This window comes from Streptomyces sp. NPDC001222 (genome assembly GCF_042896945.1).
Taxonomy (GTDB): Bacteria; Actinomycetota; Actinomycetes; order Streptomycetales; family Streptomycetaceae; genus Streptomyces; species Streptomyces gibsoniae.
The window spans coordinates 1-15,779 of sequence record NZ_JBIAXT010000055.1; the positions used below are offsets into that span (position 1 = coordinate 1).

General features: G+C 70.4%; 15 protein-coding genes. 2 read left to right on the top strand and 13 right to left on the bottom strand.

Features of this window, described 5'->3' with window-relative positions; genetic code table 11:
* Window positions 1–135: 135 nt before the first annotated feature.
* Window positions 136–1,722, bottom strand: coding sequence for an MDR family MFS transporter (locus ACFY2Z_RS39265; protein WP_390748787.1), 1,587 nt, complete (start codon window positions 1,720–1,722; stop codon window positions 136–138).
* A gap of 166 nt (window positions 1,723–1,888) precedes the next feature.
* Between ACFY2Z_RS39265 and ACFY2Z_RS39270 the strand changes: the two genes are divergently transcribed.
* Window positions 1,889–2,488 carry a TetR/AcrR family transcriptional regulator gene (locus ACFY2Z_RS39270; protein WP_390748788.1) on the top strand — a complete coding sequence of 200 codons (600 nt, stop codon included), beginning with the start codon at window positions 1,889–1,891 and terminating at the stop codon, window positions 2,486–2,488.
* A 46-nt stretch (window positions 2,489–2,534) separates the two neighbouring features.
* On the opposite strand, the gene ACFY2Z_RS39275 is transcribed toward ACFY2Z_RS39270, so the two are convergent.
* Together ACFY2Z_RS39275 and ACFY2Z_RS39280 are read right to left on the bottom strand one after the other, a co-directional pair.
* Window positions 2,535–3,092, bottom strand: coding sequence for a M23 family metallopeptidase (locus ACFY2Z_RS39275; RefSeq protein WP_390748789.1), 558 nt, complete (start codon window positions 3,090–3,092; stop codon window positions 2,535–2,537).
* A gap of 417 nt (window positions 3,093–3,509) precedes the next feature.
* Window positions 3,510–6,032: an ATP-dependent Clp protease ATP-binding subunit gene (locus ACFY2Z_RS39280; RefSeq protein ID WP_390748790.1), complete on the bottom strand. Its 2,523-nt coding sequence runs from the start codon at window positions 6,030–6,032 to the stop codon at window positions 3,510–3,512.
* Between the two features lie 430 nt (window positions 6,033–6,462).
* Between ACFY2Z_RS39280 and ACFY2Z_RS39285 the strand changes: the two genes are divergently transcribed.
* A complete protein-coding gene (locus ACFY2Z_RS39285) occupies window positions 6,463–7,122 on the top strand; it encodes an SCO3374 family protein (protein WP_390748791.1) in 660 nt (219 codons plus the stop codon).
* Here the strand turns inward: ACFY2Z_RS39285 and ACFY2Z_RS39290 are convergent.
* From ACFY2Z_RS39290 to ACFY2Z_RS39335, 10 genes are all read right to left on the bottom strand, one after another.
* Window positions 7,101–7,439: an Lsr2 family protein gene (locus ACFY2Z_RS39290; protein WP_355912899.1), complete on the bottom strand. Its 339-nt coding sequence runs from the start codon at window positions 7,437–7,439 to the stop codon at window positions 7,101–7,103. The genes ACFY2Z_RS39285 and ACFY2Z_RS39290 overlap by 22 nt on opposite strands.
* 250 nt (window positions 7,440–7,689) lie before the next feature.
* Complete coding sequence (locus ACFY2Z_RS39295) at window positions 7,690–8,217, bottom strand: amino-acid N-acetyltransferase (protein ID WP_311694781.1); 528 nt, start codon at window positions 8,215–8,217, stop codon at window positions 7,690–7,692.
* Between the two features lie 9 nt (window positions 8,218–8,226).
* Entirely contained in the window at window positions 8,227–8,772 is a 546-nt protein-coding gene (locus ACFY2Z_RS39300) for a BlaI/MecI/CopY family transcriptional regulator (protein WP_390748815.1), read from the bottom strand.
* 208 nt (window positions 8,773–8,980) lie between these two features.
* Window positions 8,981–9,160: a hypothetical protein gene (locus tag ACFY2Z_RS39305; protein WP_390748792.1), complete on the bottom strand. Its 180-nt coding sequence runs from the start codon at window positions 9,158–9,160 to the stop codon at window positions 8,981–8,983.
* 98 nt (window positions 9,161–9,258) lie between these two features.
* Entirely contained in the window at window positions 9,259–9,915 is a 657-nt protein-coding gene (locus ACFY2Z_RS39310) for a hypothetical protein (protein ID WP_390748793.1), read from the bottom strand.
* Between the two features lie 101 nt (window positions 9,916–10,016).
* Window positions 10,017–10,814: a type III pantothenate kinase gene (locus ACFY2Z_RS39315; RefSeq protein WP_390748794.1), complete on the bottom strand. Its 798-nt coding sequence runs from the start codon at window positions 10,812–10,814 to the stop codon at window positions 10,017–10,019.
* Window positions 10,815–10,823: 9 nt separating this feature from the next.
* Complete coding sequence (nadC, locus tag ACFY2Z_RS39320; protein WP_390748795.1) at window positions 10,824–11,801, bottom strand: carboxylating nicotinate-nucleotide diphosphorylase; 978 nt, start codon at window positions 11,799–11,801, stop codon at window positions 10,824–10,826.
* Window positions 11,802–11,806: 5 nt separating this feature from the next.
* Window positions 11,807–13,567, bottom strand: coding sequence for an L-aspartate oxidase (locus ACFY2Z_RS39325; protein ID WP_390748796.1), 1,761 nt, complete (start codon window positions 13,565–13,567; stop codon window positions 11,807–11,809).
* The gene (gene panC / locus ACFY2Z_RS39330; RefSeq protein ID WP_390748797.1) at window positions 13,564–14,604 is read right to left on the bottom strand and encodes a pantoate--beta-alanine ligase; all 1,041 of its coding nucleotides are present in this window, start codon (window positions 14,602–14,604) and stop codon (window positions 13,564–13,566) included. The genes ACFY2Z_RS39325 and panC overlap by 4 nt, the downstream gene beginning before the upstream one ends.
* Window positions 14,601–15,596 carry a Rossmann-like and DUF2520 domain-containing protein gene (locus tag ACFY2Z_RS39335; RefSeq protein ID WP_390748798.1) on the bottom strand — a complete coding sequence of 332 codons (996 nt, stop codon included), beginning with the start codon at window positions 15,594–15,596 and terminating at the stop codon, window positions 14,601–14,603. Before ACFY2Z_RS39335 ends, panC begins: the two co-directional genes overlap by 4 nt.
* Window positions 15,597–15,779: the final 183 nt, after the last annotated feature.

Here is a 15,779-nt window from a genome sequence, read left to right on the forward strand (position 1 = left end):
CGCTTACGGCCTTGGGCCACCGTCCGCACCTTGCGGATCTGGAACTCCATCGCACCCCTTGGGCTGGGGTGTTGCGACGACTCCTAGAACTCAAGTTCGGGCTCCAGGGGCCTTCGGCGGCCGGGAAAGGGTGCGTCAGACGGCCTCTGCCACCGTCGCCTGCATCTCCGCGGCGTCCCCAGCCGCGTCCCCGCCCTGCTTGTCCGGTCCGGCGCCGCGCAGCGGGACCTCCTTCACGAAGACCGCGGCCGCCAGCGCGCCCACGGCCACCACGGCGCCCAGCAGGAAGGCCGAGTGCGTGCCCGCCGAGACCGCGTACTGGTACGCCTCCCGGGCCGCCGCCGGCAGCTTCTCCAGGCTCTTCGCGTCCAGTTGGGCGGACTGCTCGGTGATCTTCGAACCGAGGGCGCCGGCCCGCTTGGTCATCTCGTCCTGCACCCGGTTGTTGAACAGCGCGCCCATGATCGCGACGCCGAAGGAGGAGCCGAGCGTACGGAACAGGGTGGTGGACGAGGACGCGACGCCCATGTCCTTCATCTCGACGCTGTTCTGCGCCACCAGCATGGTGATCTGCATCAGGCAGCCCATTCCGGCGCCCAGGACGGCCATGTACACGCCCGAGGTGAAGCGGGTCGTGCTGATGTCCATCCGGGACAGGAGGTACAGGCCGGTGATCATCAGCACGCTGCCGACCAGCGGGAAGACCTTGTAGCGACCGCTGTTGGTGGTGACGCGGCCCGCGATCATCGACACGACGAGCATCGCGCCGAGCATCGGCAGGAGCAGCAGTCCGGAGTTGGTCGCGGAGGCGCCCTGCACCGCCTGCTGGTACAGCGGCAGGAACAGCGTCGCACCGAACATCACGAAACCGGTGATGAACCCGATCACCGACATCAGGGTGAAGTTACGGCTGCGGAAGATGTGCAGCGGCACGACCGGCTCGGCGGCCTTGGTCTGCCAGAACACGAACCCGACGAGCGCGGCGACACCGATGCCTATCAGCTCCATGATCCGCGCGGAGGTCCAGGCGTACTGGGACCCGCCCCAGGTGGTCACCAGCACGATCGAGGTGATGCCGACCGTGAGCAGGGCGGCACCGAGGTAGTCGATCCGGGACTTGGCGCGCTTCTTGGGCAGATGCAGTACGGCGCTGATGGCGACCAGGGCGACTATGCCGAGCGGCAGGTTGATGTAGAAGGACCAGCGCCAGCCCCAGTGGTCGGTGATCGTGCCGCCGACCAGCGGGCCGCCGATCATCGCGAGCGCCATGACGCCGGCCATCATGCCCTGGTACTTGCCGCGCTCCCGCGGCGGGATCAGATCGCCGATGATGGCCATGACGCCGACCATGAGACCGCCGGCGCCGAGGCCCTGCACGGCGCGGAAGCCGATGAGCTGGTCCATGTTCTGCGCCATGCCGCTGAGCGCCGAACCGATCAGGAAGATCACGATCGAGCTCATGAAGGCGCCCTTGCGCCCGTACATGTCGCCGATCTTGCCCCACAGCGGAGTGGAGGCGGCCGTCGCGAGCGTGTACCCGGTCACCACCCAGGACAGGTGCTGAAGCCCGCCGAGCTCGCCCACGATCGTCGGCATCGCGGTGCCCACGATCATGTTGTCGAGCATCGCGAGCATCATGGTGATCATCAGCGCGAGCAGGACGACTCGTACGCTCCGTGGCTGCTGCTTCTCGGTCTCGGGCGGTGCCGTGTTGTCCGCCATGCTCCCCAACTCCCCTAGGTCTTGCCTGCCGCCCGGCCACTTACTTGCCGCCCGGCTAGTTGACTACACTGAGGGAAGGTAGTCCCGGAACTAGCCGGGCGTCAAGTAAGTTTGGGGCCTGCCTGTCGGGCGGTAAGCAGGTATCCGAGGTCCGAGGAGTACGAGGATGGGCAGCACGACCATGGACGGCACCAAGCGGCAGCGGCGGGGGGACACCCACCAGCGGATCCAGGACGTGGCGCTCGAACTCTTCGCCGAGCAGGGCTATGAGAAGACCTCGCTGCGGGAGATCGCGGAGCGCCTGGAGGTCACCAAGGCGGCTCTCTATTACCACTTCAAGACCAAGGAAGAGATCCTCGTCAGCATCTTCGAGGATCTGACCCGCCCGATGGACGAGCTGATCGAATGGGGCAAGGCGCAGCCGCACACCCTGGAGACCAAGCGGGAGGTGCTGCGCCGCTACAGCGAGGCGCTCGTGGGCGCGGCCCCGCTGTTCCGCTTCATGCAGGAGAACCAGGCCACGATCCGCGAGCTGAGCATCGGCAACGAGTTCAAGGACCGGATGCTCCAGATGCGCGACATCATCCGGGACCCGGACGCCTCACTGACCGACCAGGTCCGCTGTGTCAGCGCACTGTTCACCATGCACGCCGGGATGTTCGTCCTCCAGGAGGTCGACGGCGACGCGGAGGAGAAGCGCAGGGCGGTCCTGGAGGTCGCCATCGACCTGGTGACCCAGGCGCACGCCGGGCCCCAGGCGCCCTAGCGGCACGCTCCGGGCCACCGCAGGGGCATCCGGGCGCTCGCCCGCCTCAGATCGCCACGCCCTTGCCGCGCAGGAAGGCGAGGGGGTTCACGGCGGACCCGTAGTGCGGGGTTCGCCGGATCTCGAAGTGCAGATGGGGTCCGCTGGAGTTGCCGGTGCTGCCGGAGAGCCCGATGCGCCGGCCGGCCGTCACACTCTGGCCGGGCCGTACGTCGATCCGCGAGAGGTGGGCGTACTGGGAGTACGTGCCGTCGGCGTGCCTCAGGACGACGGCGTTGCCGTACGCGGACCCGTCACCGGCCCCGTTGCCGCCCGCCTCGACGACGGTGCCGGTGTGCACGGCGACGACCCGGGTGCCGCTCGGCACCGCGAAGTCCTGGCCGCTGTGCCCGGCCCGCCACATCCCGCCGGCCCTGCCGAACCCCGCCGTCAGCCCGTACTGCCTGACCGGAGCGACCCAGGCGGCCGCGCCCGGCGCGGCGCTGTCGGCGGCGGTGGCGACCCCGGACCCCAGCAGGGCCGAGAGGCCCACACCGGCGGTCAGCACGGCGACCCGGCGGCGGAGCCGGGACCTACGGGACAGAGGGAGGGCGCACAGCGGCATGGGGACCTCGCGAAGTCAGGGACTTGACCATTCCTTGATACAAGCCGCCCCCGGCACCCTCAAACCCCTGCACTACGACGACTCTTCGTACATACCCGGCAGAAATTCTGCCTTCTTGACAGAAGGGGTGTCTATTAGGAAGTCGGGATGAAAGGGCCACATGGAGCACCATTCGCATGACGCCCCCTTCCCGCCCTTCAGGGCTAAATGTCCCTTTTGTCGATAACGCTCTTCTGCTAGGTCCCGTAGTACGGCCCGTGCTCCTGTGTGCCATGTCACCGCCCGGGCAGCCCTGTGCCCTGCGGAAAAGCCATTTCGGGTTCCTGGAGTAGCCGGGCCTCACGGAAAGCTCGCAGCGAAAAAGGGGCTGCCCCGGGACCGAAGTCCCGGGGCAGCCCCTGGCAAAACCGCGGAGGGTCACGCCTCCTTGCTCAGGTTCGGACCGCCACCGGCCGCCTGCTCGATCGGCGGAACGTCCGGCAGTGCCGACTTCTCCTCACCGCGGAAGGTGAAGGTCTGGTTCTCGCCCTCGCCCTCCGTGTCGACGACCACGATGTGGCCCGGACGCAGCTCGCCGAAGAGGATCTTCTCGGAGAGCGTGTCCTCGATCTCGCGCTGGATCGTGCGGCGCAGCGGCCGGGCGCCCAGCACGGGGTCGTAGCCCTTCTTGGCCAGCAGCTCCTTGGCGGACTGGGCGAGCTCGATGCCCATGTCCCGGTCCTTGAGCCGCTCGTCGACCTTGCTGATCATCAGGTCGACGATCGCCAGGATGTCGATCTGGGTCAGCTGCGGGAAGACGACCACGTCGTCGACGCGGTTGAGGAACTCGGGGCGGAAGTGCTGCTTGAGCTCGTCCGACACCTTGTTCTTCATGCGCTCATAGTTGGTCTTCGTGTCGCCGGCGGCGGCGAAGCCCAGGTTGAAGCCCTTGGAGATGTCCCGGGTACCGAGGTTGGTCGTCATGATGATGACCGTGTTCTTGAAGTCCACGACCCGGCCCTGGGAGTCGGTCAGGCGACCGTCCTCCAGGATCTGCAGCAGCGAGTTGAAGATGTCCGGGTGGGCCTTCTCGACCTCGTCGAAGAGGACGACCGAGAACGGCTTGCGGCGCACCTTCTCCGTCAGCTGGCCGCCCTCCTCGTAGCCCACGTATCCGGGGGGCGAACCGAAGAGACGCGACACCGTGTGCTTCTCGCTGAACTCCGACATGTCGAGGGAGATCAGCGCGTCCTCGTCGCCGAACAGGAACTCGGCGAGCGCCTTGGACAGCTCGGTCTTACCGACACCGGACGGGCCCGCGAAGATGAACGAACCACCCGGACGCTTCGGGTCCTTCAGGCCCGCACGCGTACGGCGGATCGCCTTCGAGAGCGCCTTGACGGCGTCCACCTGGCCGATGACCCGCTTGTGGAGCTCGTCCTCCATGCGGAGCAGTCGGCTGGACTCCTCCTCGGTGAGCTTGAACACCGGGATGCCCGTGGCGGTGGCCAGGACCTCGGCGATCAGCTCGCCGTCGACCTCGGCGACGACGTCCATGTCGCCGGCCTTCCACTCCTTCTCCCGCTTGGCCTTCGCGGCGAGCAGCTGCTTCTCCTTGTCGCGGAGAGACGCCGCCTTCTCGAAGTCCTGGGAGTCGATCGCGGACTCCTTGTCCCGGCGGACGGCCGCGATCTTCTCGTCGAACTCGCGCAGGTCCGGCGGAGCGGTCATCCGGCGGATGCGCATCCGGGAACCCGCCTCGTCGATCAGGTCGATCGCCTTGTCCGGCAGGAAGCGGTCCGAGATGTAGCGGTCGGCCAGGGTGGCGGCCTGGACCAGGGCCTCGTCCGTGATGGAGACGCGGTGGTGCGCCTCGTAACGGTCGCGCAGACCCTTGAGGATCTCGATGGTGTGCGGCAGGGACGGCTCCGCGACCTGGATGGGCTGGAAGCGGCGCTCCAGGGCCGCGTCCTTCTCCAGGTGCTTGCGGTACTCGTCGAGCGTGGTCGCACCGATGGTCTGCAGCTCACCGCGGGCCAGCATCGGCTTCAGGATGGAGGCCGCGTCGATGGCGCCCTCGGCGGCACCCGCACCGACCAGCGTGTGCAGCTCGTCGATGAACAGGATGATGTCGCCGCGGGTGCGGATCTCCTTGAGCACCTTCTTCAGGCGCTCCTCGAAGTCACCGCGGTAGCGGGAGCCGGCGACCAGCGCGCCCAGGTCGAGGGTGTAGAGGTGCTTGTCCTTGAGGGTCTCGGGCACCTCGCCCTTGACGATGGCCTGCGCCAGGCCCTCGACGACCGCCGTCTTGCCGACGCCGGGCTCGCCGATGAGGACCGGGTTGTTCTTGGTGCGGCGGGACAGCACCTGCATGACCCGCTCGATCTCCTTCTCGCGCCCGATGACCGGGTCGAGCTTGGACTCACGAGCGGCCTGGGTGAGGTTCCGGCCGAACTGGTCCAGGACGAGGGAGGTCGAGGGGGTGCCCTCGGCCGGGCCGCCGGCGGTGGCCGTCTCCTTGCCCTGGTAGCCCGACAGCAGCTGGATGACCTGCTGGCGGACACGGTTGAGGTCTGCGCCCAGCTTGACCAGGACCTGGGCGGCGACGCCCTCGCCCTCACGGATCAGGCCGAGCAGGATGTGCTCCGTGCCGATGTAGTTGTGGCCCAGCTGAAGGGCCTCGCGGAGCGACAGCTCCAGGACCTTCTTGGCACGGGGAGTGAAGGGGATGTGGCCGGAGGGGGCCTGCTGGCCCTGGCCGATGATCTCCTCCACCTGCTGGCGGACCGCCTCGAGCGAAATCCCGAGGCTCTCCAGGGCCTTAGCGGCGACACCCTCACCCTCGTGGATCAGGCCCAGGAGGATGTGCTCGGTGCCGATGTAGTTGTGGTTGAGCATCCGGGCTTCTTCCTGAGCCAGGACGACAACCCGCCGCGCGCGGTCGGTGAACCTCTCGAACATCGTTAATCGCTCCTCAGAGCGGTCAGGCAGTAAGGGGACGCTCCCCTCCCTGTCCTTCCGCAGCTTAGTCCCGCAAGCGGGGACCGCTCATTCCAACTGCCGACACCGTCCTTGGCCTCCTGACCCCGAACGCCGACATCTGCTCCAACCCGATGGTGCGAGACGATGTTCCCGCAGGCCAGGCAGATACCCCACTCGCCAGTACGCCTATGGCGAACGTGGGGCGGCCCGTCCTGCGTGTCGCCCCCTCCCACTAGGGATGTCTTACCCGTACGCATGGACACTCCATGCCGCGCGCACCGATTCCCTCCGCTACGGGCGAACATCCTTGCGCTGCCGAACACCCCCGCGCGCCCTTGTTCCCGGCACTCTGCGTAGTCATGGCACCACCCAGCGTAACTCGGGGCCTACTCGGGCTGTTGCTCCGGGCATGGTCCACACAGTGCCCCTGCTTTCCACGGTGCCCCTCCCCCGCCGACCGCGCGACCCGGACGGAACGGCACGCCGCTGGTACGAGGACGGGCTGGGCTGGGCCACCGTTCCCGGAGAGCCGTTGCGGCTGGTCACAGGCGTGCGATTCGACGTCCTGGAGGTTCCCGCCGAGGCCGGTGAGGCCGCGCTGCGGCATCTGGGTCCCCGGTCCCCGGTGGCGCTGCACGGGGACCGCATGCGGCTGCTGGTGGCCGCTGGCAGCGCGGACGAACTGCCGGGGCTGCTCGACTGGCTGGAGTGGGGCTCCCTGGCCGTGGATCTCACCGCCGTCGGAGCGGGCGGGCAGATCGAGGCGCCGCTGCCACCGCGGGCTCCCGCCGCCGACTCCCCGGACACCGGCCCCCCAGCCGTCGGCCGGCTGACCCCGGCCGGCCCGATCGGGCCGCTTCCCCCGGACCGGAACGGTTCACAGGGGGCCGCGGTCTGGCTGCGGCCCCCCGAGCCGGGAAGCGATATCGAACTGCTGCTGCCGACCCTGTCGGCCGTGGGGGGCGTTGGGGGCGCCCCCGATCTGGTGCGGCTGGTCGACACGATGGCCACGGAGTGCCACCGGGTGCGGCTGCGCCGCGCGTGCGCTCAGGCGTTGGCCTTCTCGTAGGCCTCGCGGATGGACGCCGGAACACGGCCGCGGTCGTTGACCTCGTAACCGTTCTCCTTCGCCCAGGCACGGATCTGCGCGGTGTCCTGGGTGCCACCCGAAGCGGCTGCGCGGGTCTTGCCGCGACCGCCCGCCGCGCGGCCACCGGTACGACGACCACCCTTGACGTAGGGGTCGAGAAGGCCACGGAGCTTGTCCGCATTGGCGGTCGTGAGGTCGATCTCGTACGTCTTGCCGTCCAGCGCGAACGTGACGGTCTCGTCCGCCTCGCCACCGTCGAGGTCGTCGACAAGAAGGACCTGAACCTTCTGTGCCACCGGATTTCCTTTCATCGATAACTTCAGGGCCGAGGGAGTGCGGCGTGCGCCGCTTGTTTCGCGTCCCCTGTTATATGCAGTACTGCAGTACGTCGGAAAGCAAACCGCTTTTGCTGGAAAAACACAAACCCCTGGGAGAGGTCAACCTGCGACGGACGGCCCGGAAAGATGCGCGTTTCGGACATAGGGAACCTGGGCAACGCTGTCCGGGTGAAGCACGGACCGAATAGGCCGGGCGATGCCTTGACGATCACAGATGCAGAAGCATCCGGCTGTTGCCCAAGGTGTTCGGTTTCACTCGTTCGAGACCGAGGAACTCCGCGACGCCCTCGTCATAGGAACGCAACAGCTCCGCGTAGACATCGGTGTCGACAGGCGTCTCGCCGATCTCGACGAAGCCGTGCTTCCCGAAGAACTCGACTTCGAAGGTCAGGCAGAATACGCGGCGAACGCCTAGCCAGCGGGCGGTCTGCAGCAACTTCTCCAGCAACTGGTGCCCGACACCGAGACCCGTGGCCTCGGGCTTCACCGCGAGAGTGCGCACTTCCGCCAGGTCTTCCCACATGACGTGCAGGGCTCCACAGCCGACGACCTCGCTGTTGTCGTCGCGTTCCGCCACCCAGAACTCCTGGATGTCCTCGTAAAGCGTGACCGTCGCTTTGTCGAGCAGGATGCCGCGCCGGACGTAGGCGTCGAGGAGGCGGCGCACCGCCGGGACGTCCGTCGTCCGGGCCCGCCGGACGGTGACAGCTTTTGCGGTGGGGCTCTCTGCTGGCATGAGCGGACGCTATCGCCCGCTGCCGCCCCCGTCCGAGGCGGGGTTCTTCTCGTCCCGCGTCTTGGCGGGGTTCTCCGCCGGGGTTGTGCCGGGCTTGCCGCCGGTGCTCCCGGCAGGCGGTTCGGAGGGGGATGCGGATTCGGGGGATTCGGCTTCCGCGGGGGTCGCCGTTTCGGTGCCCTCGGCTTCCGTGTCGGCCGTTTCGCCGTCTTCGGGCTCCGGGACACTTGACGGGACCTGAACGATGCGCATGGCGTCCCGCAGTGCCTGCCGCTGTTCGTCGCTCATCATCCCGAAGAAGGCGACGAGTGCGGCGGCCGGGTTGTCGCTCTGCGACCAGGCGTCGTTCATCAGTGCGGCCGCGTAGGCGGCGCGGGTGGAGACGGCCTCATATCGATAGGCCCGGCCTTCCGCCTCGCGGCGGACCCAGCCCTTCTGATGGAGATTGTCCAGCACGGTCATCACCGTCGTGTATGCGATGGACCGTTCCTGTTGAAGGTCTTCCAGGACTTCTCGAACGGTCACCGGGCGGTTCCACTTCCACACCCGCGTCATGACCGCGTCTTCGAGTTCTCCCAAGGGGCGGGGCACCCTCAGCACAATAGTGGGAGATGTCACCAATGGCCTGCCGGACAGGTGCCCATCCGGCGAAAGGCAACAAAAAGGGCGTACGGCTCGAAAAACGGGCGCGCCGCACGCCGTACGGTGCGCAGCGGGGCGGCCGGTGCGGACCAGCGCCGGCCGGGACGCGAGCCGGCCCCGGTCAGCCCTTGGTGAGCCGCGGGGCCTGGGAGGCGCTCTGCGCGCGCGCGAGCGCCGCGTCCACGGCCGCGTCCTCCTTGGCCTTGGCGGCGCCGCCCTGGGTCTTCACGATGACCCTGATGAGCCCGCCGAAGAAGACAGCCATGACGACCGGGGGCACCAACGCGCTGACGTATTCCATGTGTCCAGAGTAGCCAGGCCCTGTCCGATGGATCCGGGTCGGGTGGGCCTTACCGGACAGGGGCGGGTACGAGGGGTGCGGCGCCGGGGCGCGGGCGGTCAGCCGACCGCGAGTTGTTGCCTTGCGTGCGGGGGGCCCGGCTTGCGCTTGGGCGGGAAGACCTCGCCGGGGGTGGGGATGGGACGCTGCGGGCGCGGGGCCTGCGGCTCGGGGCGCGGTCCGGGCTTCTCGGGCTTCTCGGCCGGTTTGTCGCCGGGTTTGCGGGCGGGCTTCTCGGCCTGTTCCTCCGCGCTGCCGCGGCCGCCGGGGAGGGCCGTGAGCCGGGCCCGGCAGGCGGGGACCGTGACACCGCCGGAGGCGGGACGGGCGGCCCGCACGTCGCGTTCGGCGAGGGCGTCACAGCGGTCGAGGAGGGCGGCTGCGGCCGGAGCGCCGCGCAGGGCGCCCAGGGCGGCGAGATCGTCCGGGACCGGTCGGTAGCCGGCCCGCAGGGCGTCGTCCAGGAGGGCGAAGTAGCCGGCCGCGGCGCCGGGAAGCGCGGCGCGGTAGCGGGCGAGGTCGGCCAGCAGGAAGGCCCGCAGACGGGCCCCCTCCCGCACCGCCTCGTCGACGGACTCGGCGAGGCGGAGGCAGTCCTGGACGTCCTCGGCGGAAACGGTGCGGGGATGCAGGGCGAGGGCGAGGGCCCGGCGGAGCACGCGCAGCTCCTCCGCGCCGAACGCCAGGCCGCCGCGGGATCCGTATGGCGTGGGCATGCGGTGACGCTACCGCTAATCGGACAAAACGGGCCCCACGGGGCTCCGTGTCGCCCTCGGGTTCCCTCAGGTGGGGGCGGCCTTCGGCGCTTCGCCGCGTCTCACATACGGGACACGTTCCGTTCGTAGACCAGCCGCAGGCCGATCAGGGTCAGCCATGGCTCGTGCTCGTCGATCACCGTGGACTCGCCGAGGACCATCGGGGCGAGCCCGCCCGTGGCGATGACCGTCACGTCGTCCGGGTCGGCCGACAGCTCGCGGGCCATCCGGCTCACGACCCCGTCGACCTGGCCCGCGAAGCCGTAGACGATGCCCGCCTGCATCGCCTCCACCGTGTTCTTGCCGATCACGCTCCGCGGGCGCGCCACCTCGATCTTCCGCAGCTGCGCGCCCTTGACGCCCAGCGCCTCCACCGAGATCTCGATGCCCGGCGCGATGACCCCGCCGACGTACTCCCCGCGGGCGCTCACCGCGTCGAACGTGGTCGCCGTGCCGAAGTCCACGACGATCGCCGGACCCCCGTACAGCTCGACCGCGGCGACCGAGTTGATGATGCGGTCGGCGCCGACCTCCTTGGGGTTGTCGGTGAGGATCGGCACGCCGGTCTTCACCCCCGGCTCCACGAGCACCGCGGGCACGTCGCCGTAGTAACGGCGCGTCACCTCGCGCAGCTCGTGCAGCACCGACGGCACGGTCGCGCAGATCGCGATGCCGTCGATGCCGTCTCCGAGTTCCTCGCCGAGGAGCGGATGCATGCCCATCAGGCCCTGCAGGAGCACCGCCAGTTCGTCCGCCGTGCGGCGCGCGTCCGTGGAGATCCGCCAGTGCTCGACGATGTCCTCGCCGTCGAACAGGCCGAGGACGGTGTGCGTGTTGCCTACGTCGATGGTCAGCAGCATGGCTTCTTCCTACTCCGCCGCTCGCAGGTCCAGGCCGATGTCCAGGATCGGGGAGGAGTGCGTCAGCGCTCCGACCGCCAGGAAGTCGACACCCGTGTCCGCGTACGCCTTGGCGTTCTGCAGGGTCAGCCGGCCCGACGCCTCCAGCAGGGCACGGCCGTCGACGATCGCGACCGCCTCCTCGCACTCGCCCGGTGTGAAGTTGTCCAGGAGGATCAGGTCCGCGCCCGCGTCGACCACCTCACGCAGCTGGTGCAGGGTGTCGACCTCGACCTCGATCGCGACGTCCGGGAACATCTCACGGACCGCCTCGAACGCCTGGGCGACACCGCCGGCCGCCACGACGTGGTTGTCCTTCACCAGCGCCGCGTCCGAAAGGGACATCCGGTGGTTCACACCACCGCCGCAGCGGACCGCGAACTTCTCCAGGGCGCGCAGGCCCGGCGTCGTCTTTCGGGTGTCCCGTACGCGCGTCTTGGTGCCCTCCAGGGTGTCCGCCCACGCGCGCGTGGCGGTCGCGATGCCCGACAGGCGGCACAGGATGTTCAGCGCGCTGCGCTCGGCGGTGAGCAGGTCACGGGTGCGGGTGGTGACGGTCAGAAGCTTCTGGCCGGCCTCCACCCGGTCGCCGTCGTCCACATGCCGCTCGACCTCGAACTCGTCCGTGCAGACCACCGAGATGACCGCCTCGGCGACCCGCAGGCCCGCCGCCACTCCGGCCTCGCGCGCGGTGAAGTCGCCGGTGGCGACCGCCTCCTCGGGGATCGTCGCGACCGTCGTCACGTCGACGCCGTGGTCCAGGTCCTCCTGGATGGCGACGTTGGCGATGTCCTCGACCTCCACCGGGTCGAGCCCCGCGTCGGCCAGGAGCTGGGCGAGTGCCGGGTCGAGCCCGCACTCCAGGAATTCCTCGTCGGTGTCCGCGCCGCAGGCACAGCCGTCGCCGCAGCCACCGGTCGAGGCGAGGGGAAGGTCGGGGGTGCTCACGTTCGTCACTGCTCCTGAGGCCGGTGCTGCGGGAAGGGCTCCCCGGCGCGCGCGGCGCCGGGCGACCCGGGGAGGGTCGGGGGGAAGTCTGCGGTGTCGGTGGTGTGTACGGCCAGCGTCCGGTCCGGATTCAGCCGTACGGCGATGTGGCGGCGCCAGGCGGTGTCGTCGCGGCCGGCATGGTCCTCGCGCCAGTGGCAGCCGCGGGTCTCCTCGCGCAGCTGGGCCGCGGCGACCAGGACCCGGGCCACGCACAGGAGGTTGGTGGTCTCCCAGGTGTCCACGCCGGGTTCGGAGGTCTTGCCGTTCTCCGCGAGGGCGTCGCGCGCGTCGCTGTGCAGGCGCTGGAGCCGGTCCGCGGCCTTCTGGAGGGAGGAGGCGGACCGGAGCACACCGGCGCCGTCCGTCATGATCCGCTGGATCGTGAACCGGTCCTCCGGGGCGAGCAGCGGGTGCGCGGGCCGCTCGGGGTACGAGACGGGTTCGGGCACGCGCGCGTGCAGCCCGTCCTCCGCCCGGCCCCCCGCGATGTCGGCGGCGATGCGCTCGGCGTAGACCAGCCCCTCCAGCAGGGAGTTGGAGGCGAGCCGGTTGGCGCCGTGCACTCCCGTGCAGGCGACCTCACCGCACGCGTACAGGCCCGGCACGGTCGTCCGGCCGCGGGAGTCGGTGCGCACACCGCCGGAGGCGTAGTGCGCCGCCGGGGCGATGGGGATGGGCTCGGTGACCGGGTCGATGCCGTGGGCGCGGCAGGCGGCCAGGATCGTCGGGAAGCGGTGCTCCCACATCTCGGCGCCGAAGTGGCGGGCGTCGAGGAACATGTGGTCGGCATCCTGCTCCTGCATCCGGCGCATGATCCCCTTGGCGACGATGTCCCGGGGCGCCAGTTCGGCCAGCTCGTGCTGACCGAGCATGAAGCGCACTCCGTCCGCGTCCACCAGGTGCGCGCCCTCGCCGCGCACCGCCTCGGAGACGAGCGGCTGCTGGCCCTCCGCATCCGGGCCGAGGAACAGCACGGTGGGGTGGAACTGCACGAACTCAAGGTCGCTGACCTCGGCTCCGGCGCGCAGGGCGAGCGCCACGCCGTCTCCCGTGGACACCGACGGGTTGGTGGTCGCGGAGAAGACCTGGCCCATGCCGCCGGTGGCGAGGACCACGGCGGGCGCGTGCACGGCGCCCACGCCGTCGTGCTGGCCCTCGCCCATGACGTGCAGGCTGACGCCCGCGGTCCGGCCCTCGGCGTCGTTGAGCAGATCCAGGACCAGCGCGTTCTCGATCGTGCGCAGTCCACGCGCGCGTACGGCCTCCACGAGGGCCCGGGAGATCTCGGCGCCGGTCGCGTCACCGCCGGCGTGCGCGATCCGGCGGCGGTGGTGGCCGCCCTCGCGGGTGAGTTCGATACCGCCCTCGTCGTCGGTGTCGAAGTGCGCTCCGGTGGAGATCAGCCGGCGCACCGCGTCGGGGCCCTCGGTGACCAGGATGCGGACCGCCTCCTCGTCGCACAGGCCCGCCCCCGCCACCAGCGTGTCCTCAAGGTGCTGCCCCGGGGTGTCGCCCTCGCCGAGGGCCGCCGCGACGCCGCCCTGCGCCCAGCGGGTCGAGCCGTCGTCCAGTCGGGCCTTGGTGACGACGACCGTCCGCAGGCCCGCGGCCTCGCAGCGCAGGGCCGCGGTGAGGCCGGCGACGCCGGAACCGACGACGACGACGTCGGAGGAGATGGACCAGCCCGGTGCGGGCGCGTGCAGTCGTATGCCTGTGCTGCTCACGAGGCGGCTCCGTGGGAATCGACGGGCTCGGGGGCTCCGAAGGAGAGAGGGATGTTGTCGATCAGCCGGGTCGTCCCGACCCGGGCGGCGACGGCGAGGACGGCCTCGCCGGTGTAGTCGTCGGGGACCTCGGTGAAGTCCGAGGGGTCGACCAGGGCCAGGTAGTCCAGGACCAGCGGCGGGTCGAGGTGGGCGGCCTCGTCGAGCATGAGCCGGGCGGTGGCGCGGACGGCCGCGGGACCGCCGGGCGCGGCCTTGGCCACGGCGTGCGCGTCGGCTGCGGCGCGCGACTCGCCTATCGCGCTGAGAGCCTCCGCCCGCGCGCTCGTGGAGGGCACCTCGCGGGCACGCGCGCGCAGCGCCTCCTGGGCGGCGTGCCGGTCGCGCCCCGCGAACAGGGCCCGCGACAGGGTGAGCGCGGTGTGCCGCTCGGTGGGCGAGAGATAGCGGTTGCGGCTGGAGAGCGCGAGGCCGTCCTCCTCGCGCACGGTGGGCACGCCGACGATCTCCACGCCGAAGTTCAGATCGCGCACCATCCGGCGGATCAGGGCGAGCTGCTGGGCGTCCTTCTGCCCGAACAGGGCGACGTCGGGGCGCGTGAGGTGCAGCAGCTTGGCGACGACCGTGAGCATGCCGTCGAAGTGCCCGGGGCGGTGGGCCCCTTCGAGGCGCTCGCCCATCGGGCCCGCGGACATCCGCACCTGGGGCGCGCCGCCCGGGTAGACCTCCTCCACGGAGGGAGCGAACACGGCGTCCGCACCGGCCTGTTCCGCGACCTTCAGGTCGGCGTCCAGGGTGCGCGGATAGCGGTCGAGGTCCTCGCCCTCGCCGAACTGCAGCGGGTTGACGAAGACGGTGACGATCACGAAACCCTTGCCGCCGACGTGCTTGCGGGCCGCCCGGATCAGCGTGGCGTGACCCTCGTGCAGCGCACCCATGGTCATCACGACGGCCGTGCGCCCCGGCACCCCGTGGTGGTCCTGGGCGTTGCGCAGATCGTCCACCGTGGGGAGGAGTTCGAAGGGGCGGCGGGTCATCGGTCTTCCCCGTTCTCAGGGTTCTCAGGGTTCTCGGGACTCTCGGGGTGCTCGGGGCTCTCCGGGCTCCCGGGGTTCCCCGGCAGAGAGGTGCCGTCGGCGAGTACCCCGAGGAGGTCCTCCGCCAGCTCCGGCCTGAGCAGTCCGTGGGCGAGGGCCCGGTCGGCGGTCGCGCGGGCCATCGCCAGATAGCCGGCCACGGTCTGGGGGGCGTGCTCGCGCAGCTCGGCGATGTGCGCGGCGACCGTGCCCGCGTCACCACGCGCGACGGGGCCGGTCAGGGCCGCGTCACCGGAGCGCAGGGCGTTGTCCAGGGCGGCGCCGAGCAGCGGTCCGAGCATGCGGTCGGGGGCCTCGACGCCCGCCGCCCGCAACAGGTCCATGGACTCGGCGACCAGGGTGACCAGGTGGTTCGCACCGAGGGCGAGGGCCGCGTGGTACAGCGGGCGCCGCTCCTCGGCGATCCACTCGGGCTCGCCGCCCATCTCGATCACGAGCGCCTCGGCGGCCAGCCGCAGCTCCCCGGGCGCGGTGACCCCGAAGGAGCAGCCGGCCAGGCGCTGGACGTCCACCGGGGTGCCGGTGAAGGTCATCGCGGGGTGCAGGGCGATGGGCAGCGCTCCCGCGCGCAGGGCGGGGTCGAGCACACGTGCGCCGTAGCGCCCGGAGGTGTGCACCAGCAGCTGCCCCGGCCGTACGGCCCCGGTCTCGGCGAGGCCCTGCACCAGGCCCGGCAGGGTGTCGTCGGGGACGGTCAGCAGCACCAGCTCGGCGCGCTCAAGGACCTCCGCGGGCGGGAGGACCGGCACGTCCGGGAGCAGCAGCGCCGCCCGCCGCCGGGAGGCGTCGGACACCCCGGAGACCGCGACCGGGCGGTGCCCGGCGAGTTGCAGGGACGCGGCGAGCGCCGGACCGACCCGGCCCGCTCCGACCACGCCCACGCTGAGCCGCGCGGGGCGGTCCTTGGGATCTGGCTGTTGGAATGTACTCACTCGTCGGTGGCCTTCCCGTTCCAGTCCGCTCTGGGTACCGGACGATTTCTCGTCATGTTAACGCTATCCGTCGCCCGGGCGGCCGGCCCTCCACAGGCCCTGGGATTTCCGCAGGTCGCGCGGGGTGGGAAATTCCGGATGCCGGGCGGCCCGGGCACGCGGCATCATCCAGGGCGTGAACAC